The organism is Halobacillus shinanisalinarum (assembly GCF_022919835.1).
GTDB lineage: Bacteria > Bacillota > Bacilli > Bacillales > Halobacillaceae > Halobacillus_A > Halobacillus_A shinanisalinarum.
Window position 1 is genome coordinate 1,836,704 of the sequence record NZ_CP095074.1, and the last position, 19,350, is coordinate 1,856,053.

21 protein-coding genes and 1 pseudogene are annotated in these 19,350 nt (G+C 41.9%); 4 read left to right on the forward strand and 18 right to left on the reverse strand.

Annotation, left to right across the window (positions count from 1 at the left end):
• Window positions 1–196: 196 nt before the first annotated feature.
• Window positions 197–508 (reverse strand): VanZ family protein, encoded by a 312-nt coding sequence (locus tag MUO14_RS09125; RefSeq protein ID WP_244754923.1) that lies wholly within the window; start codon window positions 506–508, stop codon window positions 197–199.
• A 356-nt stretch (window positions 509–864) separates the two neighbouring features.
• Here MUO14_RS09125 and MUO14_RS09130 point away from each other — a divergent pair, with 356 nt between their 5' ends.
• Window positions 865–1,800, forward strand: coding sequence for a S66 peptidase family protein (locus MUO14_RS09130; protein WP_244754924.1), 936 nt, complete (start codon window positions 865–867; stop codon window positions 1,798–1,800).
• A gap of 133 nt (window positions 1,801–1,933) precedes the next feature.
• Here MUO14_RS09130 and MUO14_RS09135 read toward each other — a convergent pair whose 3' ends face one another.
• The 9 genes from MUO14_RS09135 to MUO14_RS09175 all read right to left on the reverse strand — a co-directional run bounded on the left by MUO14_RS09135 (window position 1,934) and on the right by MUO14_RS09175 (window position 8,069).
• Entirely contained in the window at window positions 1,934–2,863 is a 930-nt protein-coding gene (locus MUO14_RS09135; RefSeq protein WP_244754925.1) for a toprim domain-containing protein, read from the reverse strand.
• Between the two features lie 65 nt (window positions 2,864–2,928).
• Window positions 2,929–4,149: an ImmA/IrrE family metallo-endopeptidase gene (locus tag MUO14_RS09140; RefSeq protein WP_244754926.1), complete on the reverse strand. Its 1,221-nt coding sequence runs from the start codon at window positions 4,147–4,149 to the stop codon at window positions 2,929–2,931.
• Between the two features lie 8 nt (window positions 4,150–4,157).
• The gene (locus MUO14_RS09145; protein WP_244754927.1) at window positions 4,158–4,436 is read right to left on the reverse strand and encodes a hypothetical protein; all 279 of its coding nucleotides are present in this window, start codon (window positions 4,434–4,436) and stop codon (window positions 4,158–4,160) included.
• Window positions 4,423–4,704 (reverse strand): hypothetical protein, encoded by a 282-nt coding sequence (locus tag MUO14_RS09150; protein ID WP_244754928.1) that lies wholly within the window; start codon window positions 4,702–4,704, stop codon window positions 4,423–4,425. The genes MUO14_RS09145 and MUO14_RS09150 overlap by 14 nt, the downstream gene beginning before the upstream one ends.
• Window positions 4,705–4,761: 57 nt before the next feature.
• Window positions 4,762–5,199 (reverse strand): hypothetical protein, encoded by a 438-nt coding sequence (locus tag MUO14_RS09155; protein ID WP_244754929.1) that lies wholly within the window; start codon window positions 5,197–5,199, stop codon window positions 4,762–4,764.
• Window positions 5,200–5,209: 10 nt separating this feature from the next.
• Entirely contained in the window at window positions 5,210–6,379 is a 1,170-nt protein-coding gene (mobP2, locus tag MUO14_RS09160; RefSeq protein ID WP_244754930.1) for a MobP2 family relaxase, read from the reverse strand.
• Entirely contained in the window at window positions 6,376–6,633 is a 258-nt protein-coding gene (locus MUO14_RS09165) for a hypothetical protein (protein ID WP_244754931.1), read from the reverse strand. Before MUO14_RS09165 ends, mobP2 begins: the two co-directional genes overlap by 4 nt.
• Before the next feature lie 251 nt (window positions 6,634–6,884).
• Window positions 6,885–7,748 carry a hypothetical protein gene (locus MUO14_RS09170; protein WP_244754932.1) on the reverse strand — a complete coding sequence of 288 codons (864 nt, stop codon included), beginning with the start codon at window positions 7,746–7,748 and terminating at the stop codon, window positions 6,885–6,887.
• Window positions 7,749–8,069 carry a hypothetical protein gene (locus MUO14_RS09175; RefSeq protein WP_244754933.1) on the reverse strand — a complete coding sequence of 107 codons (321 nt, stop codon included), beginning with the start codon at window positions 8,067–8,069 and terminating at the stop codon, window positions 7,749–7,751. It lies immediately after the preceding gene.
• A 100-nt stretch (window positions 8,070–8,169) separates the two neighbouring features.
• Between MUO14_RS09175 and tnpA the strand changes: the two genes are divergently transcribed.
• From tnpA to tnpC, 3 genes are read left to right on the forward strand one after another with little or no spacing between them, the layout of a single operon-like run.
• Window positions 8,170–8,472 (forward strand): IS66 family insertion sequence element accessory protein TnpA, encoded by a 303-nt coding sequence (tnpA, locus tag MUO14_RS09180; protein WP_244751848.1) that lies wholly within the window; start codon window positions 8,170–8,172, stop codon window positions 8,470–8,472.
• 11 nt (window positions 8,473–8,483) lie between these two features.
• Window positions 8,484–8,822 (forward strand): IS66 family insertion sequence element accessory protein TnpB, encoded by a 339-nt coding sequence (gene tnpB, locus MUO14_RS09185; RefSeq protein WP_244751847.1) that lies wholly within the window; start codon window positions 8,484–8,486, stop codon window positions 8,820–8,822.
• A gap of 38 nt (window positions 8,823–8,860) precedes the next feature.
• Window positions 8,861–10,423, forward strand: coding sequence for an IS66 family transposase (tnpC, locus tag MUO14_RS09190; protein ID WP_244755462.1), 1,563 nt, complete (start codon window positions 8,861–8,863; stop codon window positions 10,421–10,423).
• 52 nt (window positions 10,424–10,475) lie between these two features.
• Here the strand turns inward: tnpC and MUO14_RS09195 are convergent, their stop codons facing one another.
• The 8 genes and pseudogenes from MUO14_RS09195 to MUO14_RS09225 all read right to left on the reverse strand — a co-directional run.
• On the reverse strand, window positions 10,476–10,724 hold the full coding sequence (locus MUO14_RS09195) for a hypothetical protein (RefSeq protein ID WP_244754934.1): 249 nt from the start codon (window positions 10,722–10,724) through the stop codon (window positions 10,476–10,478).
• A gap of 27 nt (window positions 10,725–10,751) precedes the next feature.
• On the reverse strand, window positions 10,752–11,852 hold the full coding sequence (locus MUO14_RS09200; RefSeq protein ID WP_244754935.1) for a lysozyme family protein: 1,101 nt from the start codon (window positions 11,850–11,852) through the stop codon (window positions 10,752–10,754).
• Window positions 11,853–11,855: 3 nt separating this feature from the next.
• Window positions 11,856–13,769, reverse strand: a complete 1,914-nt coding sequence (locus tag MUO14_RS09205) for a VirB4 family type IV secretion system protein (protein WP_244754936.1) — start codon at window positions 13,767–13,769, stop codon at window positions 11,856–11,858.
• A 6-nt stretch (window positions 13,770–13,775) separates the two neighbouring features.
• On the reverse strand, window positions 13,776–14,411 hold the full coding sequence (locus MUO14_RS09210) for a TraC-like domain-containing protein (RefSeq protein ID WP_244754937.1): 636 nt from the start codon (window positions 14,409–14,411) through the stop codon (window positions 13,776–13,778).
• On the reverse strand, window positions 14,412–14,714 hold the full coding sequence (locus MUO14_RS09215; protein WP_244754938.1) for a DUF5592 family protein: 303 nt from the start codon (window positions 14,712–14,714) through the stop codon (window positions 14,412–14,414).
• A gap of 38 nt (window positions 14,715–14,752) precedes the next feature.
• Window positions 14,753–16,588 carry a pLS20_p028 family conjugation system transmembrane protein gene (locus MUO14_RS09220; protein ID WP_244754939.1) on the reverse strand — a complete coding sequence of 612 codons (1,836 nt, stop codon included), beginning with the start codon at window positions 16,586–16,588 and terminating at the stop codon, window positions 14,753–14,755.
• A 14-nt stretch (window positions 16,589–16,602) separates the two neighbouring features.
• Window positions 16,603–16,728, reverse strand: coding sequence for a hypothetical protein (locus tag MUO14_RS24285; RefSeq protein ID WP_255822185.1), 126 nt, complete (start codon window positions 16,726–16,728; stop codon window positions 16,603–16,605).
• A gap of 440 nt (window positions 16,729–17,168) precedes the next feature.
• Window positions 17,169–19,344, reverse strand: a pseudogene (locus tag MUO14_RS09225) (VirD4-like conjugal transfer protein, CD1115 family); the annotation flags it as partial.
• Window positions 19,345–19,350: the final 6 nt, after the last annotated feature.

Consider the following 19,350-nt stretch of genomic DNA (forward strand, 5'->3'; position numbering starts at 1 on the left):
CTTTTTTCGTATCCGCTTACATTTATGTACAATATACTATATGTTACCTTCTTCTATTAAATGGGTGCAACATTTTATTTGTTAATAATCCATGACATTTTTATTTCATCAGAGTTAATTATCTTGTTGGTATCCCTCTATGATAAAACGTACATCTCATGAATACCGCTCTATAGAGCTAATGGAGAGATAGCAGCTACTCCGTCTCGCTTCGGACGTACTTTTTATTGTTCTTAACAAACTGAGCAAATTTAATTGTATGCACGAACGACCAAGCAACAAAAACTCCAACGCTATTCTTAACTAGGTCTATAATAGTAAATGACCTTCCGACTACATAAAATTGATGAATTTCGTCTATAAAGCCATAAAGTATTGCAACTCCAGCCGCTAAATAACTGGTTGTTTTTGAGAACTTTCCGTTTACTACTAATGCAACGACTAAAAAAAGGTATAGGACAGCGAATTCAATGAAGTGTAAGCTTTCAAGAAATGTATTGATAGTCATTATAAAATACCTACAAACCTTTTAATTTCCGCGATAGAGTAGCTGGACTGGATCCATATAAAAACCATATAAATAATAGGTATTGCAGTTAATAATATTCGGCGCATAATCATTCCTGCTTTCCTTTAAAATTAAATAGATTTGCTATCTAGTTTAGGAATGGATGAGCCAACATATACCTTTTAGAAGAACGGGGAATTATTTGGTTTAGCCATTTAAATCCAAGGACAATTGATAAGGAGACTCGATATTTCTCCATTTAGATTTAATTCCCGATTCACTTATTTAGTAATGGCTGGATGATCTTCATAATACAATATATTGAATTACGTTCGATTCCTGGGAGGAGTTATTATATGCCCATAAGGCCAATTGCATTACAACGAGGGGATACAATTGGTATTGTCACGTTGGGAAGTCCGCCCGAAAGAAATGAGGTTGAAACAGGAATAGAAATGTTGGAAGACATGGGGTTTAATACACTGCTCGGTCGTTACGTGTACGCCCGAGATGGTTTCTTGGCAGGTACAGAGCAAGAGCGTGCGATGGATTTAATGAGCATGTTTGCCAATCCTCAAGTAAAGCTGATATTGCCTACTCGGGGAGGGGTAGGAGTTGCAGGGGTTCTGCCCTATCTTAACTATCCATTTATACAGCGAAACGCAAAAATCATAAGTGGTTACAGTGATATAACGGTACTGTTGAATGCCCTGTACCAAAGTGCACACTTGACCACTTTCCACAGTCTCATGCTTGTTGATTTTAATCCAAGTACCCCTGAGTACAATTTTAATCAGTTTTTCGCTGCCGTTTCCTCGCCTACACCAACTAGACAAATTCACAATCCTCCTGAAATTCCACTAAAGAGCAAAGTACCAGGGAACGTCACCGGACCAATTGTAGGAGGTAACCTTACCTCATTAATTGGCACAATCGGCACTCCTTTTGAAATAGATACTGAGGGGAAAATACTGCTTCTTGAAGATACACATGAACCCATCAATACGCTCTTCAGATATATTGAACAACTGCGAATGGCTGGGAAGTTCCAGGACTGTATTGGGATCGTTATGGGACAATGTACAGAGTGCCAAGAATCTTACGGTAAGACTTATGAAGATCTGATCAATGAATTCATCGTACCGTTAAGAAAGCCGCTTATGACTAATCTAGCCACGGCACATGGCACCTATAAAGCAGCAATTCCTATTGGAGCCATGGTTAACTTGAATACATTAAATAATACTTTAACGGTCCTCGAACCTACCACGATACCGCCTTTCTACAAGTAGACACGGGTAGGGTATCTCCTTTCTTGTTGAATTGATCGTCAACCCTGAAGATACCCCACCTTTTTTATCTTCATAACCATAAAAGACCGAAATAAATTACTAAGCATTGATAAGAAAGCTCTTATCTTTATGATTAACTCCTATAAGTCTGAATAACTTTATTTCGAATTTTTTTCTCCTCATAATTTTTCTTTAACTCTTCATTCCAATCTTTTTGCTTAGATAGATCAATGGCGGATATATTTTTATTCATCAACCGGTGATACTTGTTTGCAAATTCCCTTCCCGCCCTATCATTATCCGTACAAAAGGTTATATGACGGATCGTATGATTTTCTTTCCCCATACGTTTCATTTCATCGATCATGGTCTGACGTTTGAGGCCAGACATGGACACTAAGCGAGTATTTTGTAGCTTTTCTTTCTTAATACTCCAATATGAAAGAGCATCAATTGGGCTTTCAAAGAAATATATAGAATTCGGTTTTCCAATATCAATTGAAAAGCCTGCGGATCCATGGCTATTCTTATCGATTTTTTTAAACATTCGTCCATCTTTCATAGGAGTGGTCCCTTGTCTGTCTGCCCCCACAATATCTCCCTGTTGTTTCCACTTAAAAATGACATTGCCAAGCTTGTCTTGGGCGATTAAGTCTTTTTGATACAGCCACTCAACGATTTTCGGGTGAATTTTGCGTTCTTTAGTGAGGTAGTCTTTAACCTCTGTTTTGTCGTTCACTTCATACTGATAAGAATACTGATAAGGTTGCTTAGGCTTTTCCTGTTCCACCGTCTTCATTCTGTATCCTTGTCGATTTAAATCTTGGACAGCTTCAGGAAAACTCATGCCATAAAACATTTTTGCAAAGTTAATCACTCCTGCTCCTTTTTCATCTCTTGAGTTCCAGGCATACATTTGATCCTTAATCACTAAGCTGTCATGCTTTTGGTGGCGATAGTAGCTTCCTTCCTTTTTCAATGGCTCACCTTTACGCTGTAGATAGTCTAACAAATCCACATTCCTTGCGATCTCCACTTGTTCCGCGCTTACATGCTTGACCATGTAGCACTTCCTCCTTTCTAATATTTAATAGCCAAATAAAAAAGACAGGGAATAAATCTCCCTGTCTAACGTTCAATCTCAATTTTTTCCTTTTTCCTTTTATCCGTTTGCTGATAAGTATCTTGATTACTCTTAACTCTCATTTGTTCTGAAGTTTGTTTACCCTTCCCTTCACCTTTTTCCTTATGGGGACTAACTTCTCTTTCCAACTTGGTTTCAATTTGAGCTAAGCGTTGTTCACCGCGTTCTGTTAAAGGTAGCTCTTTCAATTCCTGCAGCGATTCTTCCTTCAGTTCATTCACTTCTTTATGATTATGATTCCTTTGGAAAGAAAGCATTTGGCTCAAACGCTCTTGACGATCATTACCTTCTTCTATATCTAACCCCTTCCCAGCCATAGGCTCAATAAAGTTCATCACCTCTTTTTTGTACGCATCTTTAAAACCCTGGTGGTCCAATTCGTCCTCTCTGTTCTCTTTTTCCCAAAAAGGGCTGCTATTTCGTTTAACTGCACTCACTTGACTACGGTACATGTCTTTTAGCTTTTCAGAGGGTAATTGAACATTAGTCTCTTTTTTGATTTCACTACGGGATTCTTTTATATTAACTTCTTCTTTCTCCCCTTCCTTTTCTTGCTCCAGAGAATCTTCGATGGTCATAATAAATTCTTTGGCCGTGGTTTGGACTTCCTGCAACAATCCTTCATGATCTTTAAATTCATGATCTTTCGTCCAATGATGTAGATAATCCAGGGAATAGTCGCTGGTATCAATATTGAAATAAGAAGCAACCGTATAGGCAGTCATCTCCGCTTGAAATTCTTTCTCAGGCATGGTGTAATCGTTTCTTTTTTCTTCTGTATGAAGCTTTGCATGAGTAAGTTCGTGCAACAAACTCTTTGTATCTTGGAGTTCAGAATTACGTGGGTTAAGGGCCACCTCTCCTTGTCCTGTATAATAGACTCCTTTAGCCGTTCCTAGCTCCTCATAAGGCTCAACAATTTGGCTATTGCTTTTATGTGCAATAGCCTCCATCCCTTGGCATAACTGATAATAATTTTGAACGACTCCATCTATCCATTTGTTAGGGAAAATTTGAGGCAAATCCTTTTGAGTTGCATTGGTTTGCGAAACTTCAAACACGCTTCCCGTAGAATAAACAAGACGACCTTCTCGTTTTTCGAGTTGGCCGTCTTTGACATGTTGCTTTTCTTGTTTGGTCGCATCCTTTAAGGGTTTCCAATCCCCTTCGTCGTTTTTAAACTGCTGTCCTAATCGATTAGGCACGAGTATTTTTATCCCTTTTTCTCCTTTGTTGACAGGGAAGCCTTTTTCTTTCCAAAAGGCAAACGAGCCAACAGCTTCGGCCCTGGGAACTGAGAATCAATAAGCGCCGTATTTCGAGGAGAGTATCGGTAAAACTTTCCCATAAAGTCCAAATACTCTTTCAGTTGGTCGGAAGAATGAAAGTGATTCGAAATCCTTTTTTCCATTCCATCTGTGAGTTTTTTAATCTCCTCTTTAACCTGTTCGGGGGTTTTCTTCTGATAGGTACGACGTTTATTCTTGGCCATGATCCTCGGCTCCTTCACTGATGTTCACGAGTTCTTCTATTTCTTCTTCATAGTAGTTTGGTTCGGTATTTAAAATGAATTCCTTTGTTTCTTTATCGAACGGAATCAATAAGTTTTCTTGATTCATAAGGTGCAGCTCCACATCGATCATCTCTTCATCATTCAAGGTCACGGTATATTCCTTTTGGCCAACCTCGATGACTAGCTCGTTGTTATCTCCTAAACTCTTAAATACACCGACTTCATAATGGCTATTAAACAACAACATACGCTCACTCCTTTAGTAGTTAGTTATCTCTAGATAATCATTGCGTTGTATCGATGATTATCTAGAGGACGTTGCCTGTGACTCCTCAACACTGATTTTCTTTTGCCGTTGATTGCTGATTCGTTCTTCGACCGCTTCCTTCGCATCCTTCACCGCTTGACTTTCAAATATAGGTGTCGTAATACAACTTTCTAAGTTTTGATCCATCGCAAATCCATTCATTAATTCAAGCAGGACTTGAGTATTTTTATCGCTTCGATTAGCCGCAAGCCGAAATCGTTTCATCTCTTCTGCAAACATTTCTTGAAAGTGTTCAGCCATCAATCGCATGATATATTCTCGTGAACGATCTTGCCCTAATAACGCCTGGTGTTCTCGGCAAATCTGATCGACCATTTGACCATTAAAGCTGACGCCTGTTTCTTCTTTATAGTCCTCAATGTAAGCCATTGTTTCATCATCAAGGTACAAGTTATTCCGTGTCTTGTTTGTCATTAGAGTAAACCTACCTTCCATGTTCTTGTTCAATGTCACGTTCTAATTTTTGATGATCCCGATCATTGATATACTCCTCATACGTTTGATACATCGTTCGTTCAATACGTCGCAAAGATCGTTGTAAATAAATGCCTGGGGGTATGAACTTATTTGAAGAAAATGGACTCTTGGGTTGATGCTTTGTAATTTGTTTATCATAAGATTTCATTTCTTGTAAGAACGCATTTCCCATTCTCTTATAGAGATCATCTATCTTATTTTGTTTATAATGCTGATACCGTTTTTTATCCTTCGGTCCATCCCCATAGGCTTTCTTTAATTCATCCACCTCTTGCTCCAGTTTCACATGCAACTGTTGCATATCTTTGGGGTGATATTTGTTCAAGTACTCGGTAGTAATCTGATCGATTTTTGGTCGAATTGGATTAAGCATTTGATAGCCATAGTGCCATTGTCGTTTATCTTGAGGCAGATGATTATACACTTCAAGGAACAATGGTTTTAGTTCACGGTTTCTCCATTTCATGCTGCTATTTTCTTTTTTCGTGTTCACCATATGATCGCGGATCAACGAGTTAATGTGATTGCGTTCCTGCGTTCGATCTAACAATCCATTCACGACTTCACCCTTCATTGCATCTAGCGTTTTCAGTTTTCGTTTGCCCCGGTCGCGTGTCGGGTTCGGTTCCACTGTGGCTACATGAACATGAATATTATCTGTGTTGTAGTGGATCGCTGCGGACCAAGTAGCACTTTCTTGTAATCCTTCTTTTTTCATCATGGCCTTCATAGATTTTCGTGTGACTTGCTTCATTATATCCTCATCAAGTGTATGAGATTTTGGATCATATACACCCTGTTTTTGAAGCCACTGATTATCAAACGTAATCACGTCTTGCCACATGATGCTGTTATTCTTTTGAGCTTGTTCAAATAATGATTTGATTCCCTTTTTTCCTCCTAATGTTAGATAGTCAGACTGTTGCGTGAACAAGGCCGAAGTTTTATCTGGATCATCCATGTAATGGTTATATAAACTAAACATGGACCGGTGGGCTTCTCCTTTTCCTTTAACTTCTTCGCGGTCCACATACTGGACGTAATCTTGAAAGCCTTTCTTATTGGCTGTCACAAACTTGGTTTTTAAAACAACACCAGGCGTAACCGTTTCACTCATGCTTCTTCACCAGGATCTTCAAAATGTAAAAGGTCATTCATCTCCCGGATCGCTCTATAACAATGAGCCATCGTTTGAATGTTTCGATCAACTAATTGTTTCAACCTTTGCTCTCGTTCATTCTCTTCATGAAAGACAGCTAACTGATGAAGTTGTGCGTGTAAAAATTCCTGCCGACTCACTCCTTTTTCCTTGGCAAGTTCGTCAATTCTTTGAACAGTTTTTGGATCCATATATCGAATTCTTATTTCCAATGAACTCCCTCCTAATGATTCAGAGGCTAAAACTAGTTACTAGAGAGAAGAGCATAAGGGGTTTTTGTTCCCACTTACCGTGTGAATCCCGGCAGAGCCGGGCAAAACGAGGGAACACTTAAAAAGAAAAATGTGCTGTCTTGGTGCTGTAATTTCACGAATAAACGTTCCCTTTTTACCCTGTTTTTCTGTTATGGTGCTATCTTGGTGTTGTGAGGTGTGTTGTCTTGGTGCTACTCTTTTTGAACACTTTAGTCCAAAATCATTTCACGTTTTTCCTTCAACATAGCGAGCTTATCTTTCATAGTTTGAATGGTAGTTTCACTCTCTGAACCCTTTTGGTTCAACATGTCTTTTTGATTTTTCAGTTGATGAATCTGGGCATCAGTTTGTTCTTTTTCCTCGGCTGTTTCATACAGACGCTCGGACTGAAGTTCCACCATTTTTTGATCAATGTCATTCAATCTTTGGTTGATATTTTGAATCTGTTTTTCCTTTTGATTGATCGTTTGTTTAACCTCTCTAATGTCTTGTGATAAGCCAGCTATTTCATATTCTTGTTCCGTTTGAATACTCAATGTTTGGTTCGTTTTGACTTTCCGTTGATCGGTATAGATGCGTGCTAACTCCGTCCTTTCCTCACCTCCTTCCGGTATTGTTGTTTCACCTTGAACTAAAAAAGCATCACTGTTTTCTTCCTTGCTAATGTCCAATGCCATGACGTCAAAAGAAGAGCTAAACTGTTGAATGCTAATCACATATCGGCCCTCATCGTGATATTCCACTGTGGTCGGAAGTTCGCGTTTAGGATGATCCTTTTCTTGAGCAACGAAGGTTAATGGATCACCTAATAGGGCCGTGGATTTGTCTATATTTAAGGTGACAGTCATAAGCTGTCGGTTCGGATTATAGATCCATTTTTCAATAACCATGTCCCCCGATCCACTCAAGTTTAGCTGTTCATTCAATGGAGTTTGTTGAACTTTTCCTTGATGTTGATTCCCAAAAACAAAGCCGGAACATAAGAAAAAGAGGAGGGATGCCGTCATGATACTTAGTCCAATCAAGTACATTTTTGTCATGTTTTCCGTCACCACTATCATCTGCCTTTTCATTTACTTTCCTCCCTTCGTTGCTTCCCTGAAGTCCATCACCATCCATCGTCCATCTTGTAGTTGGATTTCTATCTCCAAGAACACGTTAGAAACTTGTTCTTGCTCATTCTGTAAAGAATGGAGGGTGTGATGGAACCGAACGAGGGCCGTTGCATGGTTGCTTGTAAGATTGCCCGTTTCAATAAAGATTTGAACATGATCTACGCTCGATTTCGTTTTTCCCTTATAGGTTTCGGTAGGAAAAAATGTGTTGATCAACTCACCACTCATGATCGATTGGGCTTGCTTTTTTCGTTCCTGATAGGTCTCTTTTCTATGCACAAAAGCCGTTTTTATAAAGTAAGCGGAAAATAATGCCCACCTTCTAATCCTCCTCATGGCTGTGAGATACTACAGTCAGAATTTCTTAGGAGGATTGCTGATGAGCCAAACGGATAAACAAGCTCTTTGGGAAGATCGGCTGATTCATTTCCATGAATCCGGTCAGACGGCCAAAGAATGGTGTAACAACCATCATATAAATATTCATACCTTTCGCTATTGGAAAAGGAAGATTCAAGTATCAGCTGAGCCGGCGCCTTCCTGGGTGGCTGTAGAAGTTGAAGAAGAGTCTTCGCAACCATCTGTACATATTTCCATCGGAAAAGCGACGATTGAAACATCCGAAGATGTCTGTCCGGAACACTTGGCCAAAGTGTTGAAAGTAGTCCAGGCTGTATGTTGAACGTGGCGCACGTGGAGAAGGTTTACCTCGCCCAGGGCAGTACAGACTTGCGAAAGTCGATTGACGGTTTGTCGATCCTAGTCCAGGAAGCGTTCGAGTTGGATCCCTTTTCTCCCTGTCTGTTTGTCTTCTGTAACCGAAAACGGGATAAAGTGAAAATTCTCCAGTGGGATCACAACGGATTCTGGCTTCATTATCGTCGCCTGGAAAAAGGAACGTTTCATTGGCCTTCAGACGATGACGCTTCCGTCATGCCTGTCAGTCGCCGTCAATTCCGGTGGCTGATGGACGGGCTGCCTCTTCACCAGCGAGGAGCCCATCGGGCTGTTCACGCAAGAACATTGATTTAAAAGAAGGAATTCGTCTATTTATGTCGAATCCTTTTTTTATGGACACAAAGACGAAGATCCCAAAGACAATGGAATCACTGGAAAAACGTTGTCTATCACTCGAAGATGAAAACGCCAAACTGGCAGCCAAGGTAGAATGGTATGAAGAACAATTCAAATTGAGCCAGCAGAAGCGTTTCGGTGCTTCGAGTGAAAAGATGAACCCTGATCAGATTTCCCTTTTCGATGAGGCAGAAGTCACTTCCAATTCGAAGGAAGAGGAGCCGACCATCGAAACGATTGAATATAAACGGAAAAAACGAAAAGGGCAGCGTGATGAGATGATGAAAAGCCTTCCTACAGAAACGGTGGAATACCACCTCGAGGATCAGGCTTGTTCGTCATGTGGTCATGACATTCATCAAATGAGTACGGAAGAGCGTCGTGAATTAATTGTGATTCCCGCGCAGGTGAAAGTGAAAAAACACGTGCGCCATGTATACAGTTGCCGGCAATGTGAACAACACGGGGTAGAAACCCCTATTCACACAGCTCCTATGCCAAACCCTGTTCTTCCGAAAAGTCTCGCATCCCCTTCAAGTTTGGCATTTTTCATGAGTCAGAAATATGTCGAGGCGTTGCCTCTCTATCGTCAGGAAAAGCAGTTGGAACGTATGGGAATCCCTTTATCCAGAGCCACCATCGCCAACTGGATGATCCACGCAGCGCACCACTGGTTGAAGCCTTTGTTTGACCAGCTTCATCAAGCCATGGTGAAGCATTCATCGGTGCATGCGGATGAGACACCTCTTCAGGTGTTGCGGGAAGATGGAAAGGCAGCTGAGTCTAAGTCCTATATGTGGCTGTACTGTACCGGTCGCAACGGACCGCCCATCGTTCTGTATGATTATCAGCGTACGCGAGCTGGTAAGCACGCGAAGCGATTCCTTACATCGTTTTCCGGCTTCCTCCAAACCGACGGGTATGGAGGCTATCATAAAGTGGACGGCGTAAAGCTGATGGGCTGTTGGGCTCACACCCGCCGAAAATTCGACGAAGCTCTGAAAGCAGCCCCATCTTCTTCGACATTGGTAAATAGTGTCGCCAGGGAGGCGCTTCAGAAGATTCAGCGATTGTATGATATCGAGAAGAAAAGCAAAACGTGGACAGACGAAGAACGCCTGGAGTATCGGAAAGAGAACAGTAAACCGATATTGGAGGACTTTTTGGAGTGGCTGAAGAATCATAAAGCCAAAGTTCTGCCGAAGAGCAAGTTAGGGGAAGCCATCACATACTGTTTGAATCAATGGGATCAACTGGTCGTCTACCTGCAAGGTGGACAGGTAGATATCGATAACAATCGAGCTGAACGATTCATCAAACCATTCGTGATCGGCCGCAAGAACTGGCTGTTTTCAAATAGCCTGAAAGGGGCTGAATCAAGCGCCATCATTTATAGTGTTGTAGAAACGGCGAAAGCCAACGGCTTGAACCCTCTCTACTATCTTACGTATTTATTCGAACAACTTCCTCAGATGGATCTTGACGATTCAGAGGCTTGGGAAAAGGTTCTTCCCTGGTCCTCATCGTTACCCGAAATCTGTCAAGTTCCAAAGAAGTAATTCCATAATAGAACAAGCCCTCATCTATTCATAGGTGGGGGTTATTTTGCGCTTACTTTATAAACAAATTCACCTTATCCACTAATGCTCGATGATGGGCTTGAATCCTAGCTGGACGCTGTTGATCCATGGTCTGTTTCAGTTCCTGATTTTCGTTCAAGACTTGTTGTTTGTCATTTTGTAGATGCTTAATTTTGGCCTGTAAACCTTCATCTGATGCGGTGATTTGTGTGTACACATTAAACCCTGTCATAGCGATTAAAAAGCCTAGAAACAAACCAAATACGACGTGTTTATTCATTCACTTCCCTCCGTGTATACAACTTGCTTACAGATCAAGATAGGGAGCCGGATCTACGTCTGTTCGATATTGATTTTTCGTCAATACTTCAAAGTGTAAGTGGGGGCCAGTCGAGTTTCCGGTGGTCCCACACTTTCCTATTTCTTCACTTTTTTGAACGGCCTCCCCCTGATCTACTTGTACAGAATAGAGATGCGCATAGTGACTATATAATTGATCGTCATGTTTAATGATCACGCTATTTCCATAACCCGTTCCTCCGTTGCTAACTCTGACCACTTGACCATGATCAACACTCCGAATAGAGGTCACAGCGTTGGTACAGGCATAGTCGATCCCTCGATGCATCGTCGATGTTCCATTGAAAGGATCACTCCTCATCCCATAGTCAGATGTTTGGTTTAAAGTTCCTGCAATCGGACGCACCCAATATCCCGTTGGCTGGATATCTCCATCGGCAACCCCGCCTTTTAGATAACGAAGAACTGCTTCCACATATCCAATATCGCCGTAACAAGCTTGAAGGGCAGCTGCCTCTGGACTAATACATGAATACATCCCTGTATGCTTTAATTCCTGGTATTTCATCTCAGAAAATTCGATCGCTAATCCCTTGCTATATTCGCCATGGTTATGTTCCTTGGCATACTCAATAAACCCTCCTCCAAAGTTGAATGCTTGAAGGGCTAACTTCACATCACCGCCAGCTTTCTCTAACATATCTGCAAAATATTGAACCCCGACCTTAATGCTTCGTTCGGGGTCATCAATCGTATTCGGAGGTAATCCTAAAGATTCACTTGCCTGCATCACATCGTTAAGCTTCCCACCAGATTCTTGCATCGTCTTGGCCATCAACAGTTCCACGTAATCGGAGACCCCGTACTTAGCTGCATACTTTTCAAACAATGGCCGGTATTGTTCCACGGCAGCTGAAACTTGGGCGGTCCCATTCACCATATCGACCGATTGAACATCTTCACTTCCATTACTCTTTTGAAAGCCGATTAACGTGGCGATGACCGATGCATATAAGACCATTTGAAGGAGAAAAAGAACCATGACTAACCCGATTCCCCATAGCCAGACTTTTCGGGGTACCAGCCCTAGCACTAATGACCAAGGCATCAGTTAAGCACCTCCCCCAAATAACGCTAATTCTTCGTCCGATACCTCCACATTAAAGCGAATATTTTCAACCGCCCGAATGCTCAACATCGTATCCCCGGTCTGCAAATAAGGGATTTCATGTAACTCACTCTGACTTAATTGACCGGCGAAGATTTGCTGCATCATATCTAGGTTGTTACTGTCCTGCTGCATAATAATTTTGTATTGGGTGAGTTCAAAGAGCTTCTTAATTTCTTCTACCATACTTTGATCGGAGCCTTCCGGTACAAAGTCCCGAATGGTATGGCTTGCGTACAACAAACTACCAAAGTACTTCCTAGCCTCCCGGCTAAATTTCGTGAGAAATTCAAGGGCACTCTCACTTTTCTTTTTCGTATTTATTACGTGATGAGCTTCGTCGATTAAAATTAAATAACGAACCGCATCTTCAAACGCCAATTCGCCCCGGTCGTAAGCATCAAACTGAGGGGCACCGTTGGTAAGCATCGAGTCCCAAAGGAGATTCAACACATTAAATAATTGGGCCTGAAAGACTTCAGCACGCATTTGCGATAAACCGCGTAGCGTGAAGGTGACGACTTGCTGTTCGTTAAAATGTTCAATCGTAGACGTACCATTGAACAAGTGAGCGTAGGTTTCCACAAGGTTACGGATATTCAATTCAATACTTTCGAAACGCCTCTTTCGTTCCGGACTCACATGTTCCCATTGCTTCCCTTTCTTGATGTCTTCATATAACTGACCTTCAATAAAGGTAAGGAAATCAGAAAAGATCGGATAATGATGCACCGGTTGCTGGGTGATGGTTGAATTCTCATCTTCATTCCAAAGACCGTTCGTTTCATAGAGTTTTCGTAAAAGATTCTCATACTCTTTTAGTTCGCTATCACTAGCTTCCGGGGCCAAGAATTTATAAAATGTTGTAAGCTTGGATAAATGCTGCGTAAACGATGTCGTTTCATCTTCAGCTGTCCGGTACACTTGCAACGGATTAATTACCCCGTCCGAGCCATCTAAGGTGATTTGTTTTCCACCCAAAGCTTCCGTTAATTCCGCAAATTCGCCCGTTACATCAAAGGTTCGTACTTTGTAACCTTTAATGGCATTATCTAGCATGATCTTCTTGAGTGTGGTAGATTTTCCAGCCCCCATGGCTCCAACCATGACACCGTTATAACTCTTGCGCTGGTTATCGCGATGAAACAGGTCAAATACAACGTTCCCCCCGGTCAATGTTGTTCCATAGAATGTTCCGTAAGGATCATGCAAACTTGTAAAGTGAAACGGAAAACCGCCAGCTAATCCTAAGGCTGGGATGGGGTGTCCCTCCCGTTTATTGCGATACGTAGATTGGTCGCTGTAACTTGATAGAAGTGCCTTCCATTCGTACTCTTGTTCATTTAAAAATATCGATCCTCGAAAGTTCTCATCTTGCAGTATCGATAAGACTGCCTTCACTTTATCCTCTAATTCAATCTTCGTGGGTGCGCTTACGTAATGGCGGAGATGCACACGCTTAACGATTTCTCCTTGTTCGGACACCTGATTGTAGAGTTCTCGTAAATCTTCGTAATGGTTTTGGGCTTCGATGATGCCAGCATTGTCTTTTTCATTGATCATTCTGGAACTTTGTTCAGCCATGCCTTTGTTTAACCCATCGCGCACTTTGTATCGATCATCCGATACGACATCCATCGTTGTAATCACATTCTCCATATTGAAGATCGGCTCTAACCAGAAGTCCGATACATTTTTGGGAAAAGCATACACATGCACACAGGCTTCATACCCATCCCCTTTTTGGATAAAAGACTCTTGGAAGTTGATACCCCCTTGCGGTTGGATGTGAGCCAGCAAATATGGGTTATAGCCCTTGAATTTTGTTTGTTCTTGGTCCGTTTTTGGTTTGAACACAGTTCCTTACCCCCTCTTTTCCAATTTGGAATTTTGGTTATAAAGCTTATAAAGCAAATCAAGCTTCTTCTCTTCCATTAAAGGAAGTAATGGAGCAACACGCCCAAGATAACGTCGGCAGTTGTTTCGATATTCTGCGAGTTGCTTCATACTTGAGGCGTACATAAACAAGTAAAATTCTCGGTTCGTTCGGTGTTGTTCTAAAAAAGTTAGTTCATCGCGTTTCTTCATTAAAAATCGTTCATATAAGGGTGATGTGTTCTGTTTGATTCTCCGATCTACAGCGTCAAGCTGTTGCTGCATATCAACTGGAAAGTTCATTGAGACGATCTTGATATCAGAGGCGTAGGACTGAAAAAACTTGGCCATTATCATGATGTCGTATTCAGTTTCATCGGTAGATGGGGAGTAAATATCTTTACTTTGCAGCTGCATCATATCCATATAACCTCCATCCCCTTGAAGTTGGAAAGCCCCATCATCAGTCATGTCTCGAATCGGTAGAATATCCGCAATAGATGCTTTGGCCATGGGTCGCTTTTTCTTCCAGGACTTAGATCCCTTACGCCTCTTTTTTCGCCTCGTGGCTCCCTGTTCATCGAAAAGAGCTTGTTGTTCTTTGTGCTCTTCAGAAAAAGTCATTTAGGTTTCTCCCTTCTCATTTTCTTCCGTATCCATGGAACAATAGGTGATACGGTCCCGAAACACAGCTAAACTCAACGCTTTCACCATGCGCATTTTTGGATTTGATTTAGGCCGTACAAGCCAGGTCATCATCAATATGACCCAAAAAATCGCGTATAACCAGATCAACGAAGGATGCACAACATAACGTAAGGTAAATCCGAGTCCACCCAGAATTAACACAACAAGTAAGTCCGTCAGGTAGAACAGACGATTGATCTTCAGTTCACTTCCGATTTCAGAAGGAATTTTATAATGCAAGGTATCTTCTCCTTTCCAAAACAAAAACGCCAACAAGGTTAAGAGTCTCGTTGACGTTTTTGAATATTTTTTCTCCAGTTTTCCGTTGTTTTTCGTGATAGGTTATAGGTCCGTTTAGCGCCTTGAACCTTGTGATTATTATTAAATCGATCCTTCGTCCGGTCTTTCATATATTGACCCACGGTGCGCTGTTCGGTACGATGCTGGTTCGGCATGGGAATATCGTCTATATTGGTTGGAGCTTTTGATTGCTCTCCATGGGTTGCTTGTTGATTTTTCCGCCTCTGTTCAACGAATGGCATCTCGTTCGATCGTTGACCTACTGGACCCTTAGCCTCCATGGAAGCAGCCTCTTGTCGATTGCCTTGTTTCATTTCCTCATGTAAGCGAGGTTTCGGGCTAATGTTCGGTGACTGTTGCTTTCGCTCTACTTCCTGCATTTCTTCATGAATGGATGATGTGGAGCCACCGGATACACGGCCTGGTTGTTGTTCCTGGTTATTCTCCTGTAGTGTGGGCTGAGAATGCTGTCCAGAGCTTTTAGTGGACTGCATGGTTCCATATTTTTGATCAAGTTTCTCTTGTGCACCTTGAGTAGGACTAGGTCCATGAGCATTCTGAGAGGAACCCTTGCCACTAGCCATACCTGCAAGAGCTCCAACTGCACCGGCTCCTGTATTCATCACCGCACTAGTTCCTCCACTAGCCACAGCCCCAACAGCTTTCTTCGCTGGTGGCCCAACGGTTTTTGATGCCAAGTAACCCCCCATGGCTACATGCCAGGCATTTTTTAGTCCAGCATCAATACCAAAGAGTTTCTGGACAATGTTTGGCCCATCGATCACAGCCAAACTTCCTGCCACGAGAGCAACTAAATAGCCCATGCCCTCTAAGTGGTCACTGATAAAGGTGGTGTAATACATGTAAACGCGTAAACTTAAGAAAATCATAATCAGTGAAACGAAAATGCTGCCAATGTTTTTAATAATCGCTTTAAGGCGTTGACCTGTAGAAATATCAGCATAGGCCATAATGAGCGCCACAATATGATTAAATCCAAGTTCGAAACAGAGTTTCGCAACCTTAATCGAAATTAAAACCATTGTAAAAGCCATAACCCCTAGGGTTATAATCGCCGAAAACCACTCCACATCCCAGCGATAATAGTGTTCGGGTAAAAAGTCAAATATACTACTTTTGCCTAACTCGACTAGCCCCTCTTCCCCGTTTGATTCCAAGCCAACTTTGTGCATCACAATTCTTTGGCCATCACTTGTTAACTTATTACCATTGGCTTTCGTGAAATCCTTAGTAATGCTTTCATTTATTGAAATTTTATCTATATTTTTTGGACTGATATGGTGTTGTTTTTCCACATTTGGCGTTTGCCACCCTGTTTCATCATATACGGCAATGTCCGTGATATAATCAATCATTACACGATCTGAAGTTGTATAGGACTCTGTCTCGATTTGAGCCAAATCTACAGCATCCCCAGTAAATTCATCGACTTTCCCCATCCCAAATGTCAAGAGGGTTATCGTCATAATCGAGATAAAGATGTTCATGGGGATCTCCGCCCGATTTTTTTCTTTATTGAAAATCAAACGAAAGCCAATCATAGCTAATGAAAAAGCTAATAAAATATAAAGCACCGGTTGAATCATATCTAGAAAAGATTGAACCGGTTCACTCATGAAAAAATCTGTCAACGTCAACACACGATCCACCATACCTTCTAGGCTGTCTACAATCATTTTCAGGAAAAGTATAATCCCCCATCCCATGATCCGGAGACCCGAACTGAAAATGTTGTTGGAATGGAGGACGTCCGAGAATTGAAGCAGTTTCTCTAATAGTTCTTCATCTGACATCGGCTCACCCTTTCTTATTGATCTAAGAAGGCAACAAGGGTGGTGTTCATGTGATCTGTTGTCGATTCGATCACAACGACCACCGGCGTCTCATGGCCTTCAAATAGCTTAACGACCGCATCTCGCAAGGTAATAATCACCTCTTCCCCTCTTCGATATTTTCTTTATACGTATCCATCGCCTTATCCAGCGTTTGTGTCATATTCAAATCCCCTTTTTTCGAGTTATAGTTCGGCTTCTTCTCTTTCCTCCGTATCTAGCGTCTCTTGTTCCTGACTTAATTTATCGATTTGTTTACGAATATGGCCATAAACTTGCCGACTGATTTCCTGGCCATCGCCTAACATTTTTAGATTGTATAGAAAAGCCTCCATCGGCTCTTCGTTCATTTCTTCCTCACCATGGTTCAATAAAGGAGCAATATGCTTTTGGATCATGTGAAGCGTAACCGCATCGAAAAACTGACCAACCTTTTGTTGATTCCAAGCTTTCTTATCAATTGATTGATATTCGTCTGTATTTTCTTCTGAAATCTCCATTCCTCTGTTGTTTGCCTTTTCCTTTTCAGCTATAGGTATGGACGAAAAATCGATCACTAAGTCACGCGGTTGAACACTCCGATGCGGTGTATCAATTTCTTCTTCTGTAATCGCCTTACTCGTATCAAAATCCTGACTCAAGTACGTATGCGCATATTTCATGCTGTGTTTACCCGTGTTGTAAATGGGAAACGCTCGTATTTTCCTCCCTCTCTTATCGCGACGTTTCAATACACGACGGACTACGGTGTCCCCCTCTTCTAACTCCTGGAGTTCATTGGCCGTTAAGAGATCCCGACCTTCGGTACTTTCGGTTTTTGATTTATCGAGCGAAAAGGTGGAGCCCGACCGCGTTTGGGTATTAAGCGTTTGTTTGCCGAGTTTGGAAGAAAAATAAGAGGCGGAATCATAGTCCGCACTTAAAATATAAATCTCATTCCCACAGTTTCCCCGGATGGTTGCCTGTCCATCTTCCCCATATAATTCTTTTAATTGCGCGTAGGACTGAATGACCAAGTGAAAGCGTATATTCCGCCCCAGGCACACTGTAATCTTGTTGTCCATATCTGCGATCGATGGCATATTTCCAAATTCATCCAACACAAACACCACTTCACGTAAGCACTTTTGCCCTTTGGCAACTGCCGCATTTTTCGATAAAACGTAATACAACTGACTCACAAAGATCGATGGGATCGCGTGTGTAGAGGTATCATAGTCCGGGGTAACCATGAAAAGCGCAATCGGTTTGGTAAAATAACTGATTTGATCGACCGTTAGATCGTGAACAGAACCGGATGGGAAGGAAAAGTGAACCTCCCCAGATTCCCCATCCATGTCCTTTACTTGAACCGTGAACTTACTTCTTTCTTTTTCTTCACCTTGTCCATTAGTTCTTTTCCGCTTTTGTTTCGCGGATAACGGGTCTTGCTCCTGCCAAATCTTGAGGGTATCTCCCGGTCTCAACTTGGAGGAGAAGTTAACCGTCCAAGTGCCACTCTCCCCGGACTGATTGACCTCAGTGACCCCATCTGGAAAAGTAACATATACTTTGGAAAACGGTGTACCCCGACCTTTCATGAATTGCCCAAAACCAACCTTTTTCAAATCTAGTGAGTTCTTCGCTGTCATCTTGGCTGTTTCACTCATGGTAAATTTCGTCAGACCATTCATGGCGGTCGTAAAGATACTGGATCGTGTATTCCCTTTTGAAAAGTTACTTGTTGCATACTGTTCCTTAGCCACGTGCGCTTGCGGAAGCTCTTGAAAGTATTGATCGAGCGCATTATATTCTTGACCATTTTCATCGATTTCGTTTTTCGTCCCCAGTTCAGATAGCATATTGGCCACCGTGTACATGGTAATTTTCTCCTCAGTTCCTTCAGTGATACTTTTTTCGGTAATCGCAAGAATCATCGCATTCACAAGAGACTTGGCAGAATCATCCCACATAGGTTCTTTAGCTTGGGGATTGTGATACAACATATGGGTGATCGTTTCGCAGAGCGTTTGAGCCGTTGAATAATCCCCATCTAAATAGGATTGTTTAACGAGTTCCAATAAGTTAAAACTCATGCTTTGCATCGGATTCATCAAATTGAGCACTTCCACTTCATAGCCCCGATTCTCCAACGTTTCCCTGCTTGAGGCGAATAGTTCCCCTTTGGGGTCATTGATGATTAAGGAAGCCTGTTTTTCAGCACGGGAATAAGCATCGATGGTTGGTATCACATAGGTTTGCCCTTTCCCACTTCGTGTTGTTCCGATAATCAAGTTATTCACGGGCGACGGATCAATGTAAGCTTTATTCCCTTTCCGAGCTAACACAGGGCCACCTTGGCCCTTATAGGTTTGCCCTCGGTCGGGAATCGCTTTGTATTGTTGTTTGATTTCCTTACGCATGGCAAAACGCTGGGATCCTTTTTCATCCGTTCCAATGGGATGAAAGTTGCTGCGCAGTTTATAGATCATATATGCAATACCCAGCAGACCAGTAACGGCTGCCACAGCATAAAACCACGGATACTCTTTAAAATGAAAATCTGTGAGATAAGCAGCCTTCACGACAAATGGTTGACTAAACTCGGGGAACGTTTGAGCCGTGGCCCACACCGCAAATCCCAAGTTCAACATAAAGGTGGCTGCGATGATCGTGATCATAAAAAAGCAGATGCTTAATGGAATAAGCACCTGCCTTTTAGCAACGAGCAATTTCAAGATGAT

What these genes read in the sequence shown, in the direction of transcription:
- MUO14_RS09125 (WP_244754923.1), bottom strand. Translation starts at nt 508, where the DNA reads ATGACTATCAATACATTTCTTGAAAGCTTACACTTCATTGAATTCGCT.
- MUO14_RS09130 (WP_244754924.1), top strand. Translation starts at nt 865, where the DNA reads ATGCCCATAAGGCCAATTGCATTACAACGAGGGGATACAATTGGTATT.
- MUO14_RS09135 (WP_244754925.1), bottom strand. Translation starts at nt 2,863, where the DNA reads ATGGTCAAGCATGTAAGCGCGGAACAAGTGGAGATCGCAAGGAATGTG.
- MUO14_RS09145 (WP_244754927.1), bottom strand. Translation starts at nt 4,436, where the DNA reads ATGGCCAAGAATAAACGTCGTACCTATCAGAAGAAAACCCCCGAACAG.
- MUO14_RS09150 (WP_244754928.1), bottom strand. Translation starts at nt 4,704, where the DNA reads ATGTTGTTGTTTAATAGCCATTATGAAGTCGGTGTATTTAAGAGTTTA.
- MUO14_RS09155 (WP_244754929.1), bottom strand. Translation starts at nt 5,199, where the DNA reads ATGACAAACAAGACACGGAATAACTTGTACCTTGATGATGAAACAATG.
- mobP2 (WP_244754930.1), bottom strand. Translation starts at nt 6,379, where the DNA reads ATGAGTGAAACGGTTACGCCTGGTGTTGTTTTAAAAACCAAGTTTGTG.
- MUO14_RS09170 (WP_244754932.1), bottom strand. Translation starts at nt 7,748, where the DNA reads ATGAAAAGGCAGATGATAGTGGTGACGGAAAACATGACAAAAATGTAC.
- tnpA (WP_244751848.1), top strand. Translation starts at nt 8,170, where the DNA reads ATGAGCCAAACGGATAAACAAGCTCTTTGGGAAGATCGGCTGATTCAT.
- tnpC (WP_244755462.1), top strand. Translation starts at nt 8,861, where the DNA reads ATGGACACAAAGACGAAGATCCCAAAGACAATGGAATCACTGGAAAAA.
- MUO14_RS09195 (WP_244754934.1), bottom strand. Translation starts at nt 10,724, where the DNA reads ATGAATAAACACGTCGTATTTGGTTTGTTTCTAGGCTTTTTAATCGCT.
- MUO14_RS09200 (WP_244754935.1), bottom strand. Translation starts at nt 11,852, where the DNA reads ATGCCTTGGTCATTAGTGCTAGGGCTGGTACCCCGAAAAGTCTGGCTA.
- MUO14_RS09210 (WP_244754937.1), bottom strand. Translation starts at nt 14,411, where the DNA reads ATGACTTTTTCTGAAGAGCACAAAGAACAACAAGCTCTTTTCGATGAA.
- MUO14_RS09220 (WP_244754939.1), bottom strand. Translation starts at nt 16,588, where the DNA reads ATGTCAGATGAAGAACTATTAGAGAAACTGCTTCAATTCTCGGACGTC.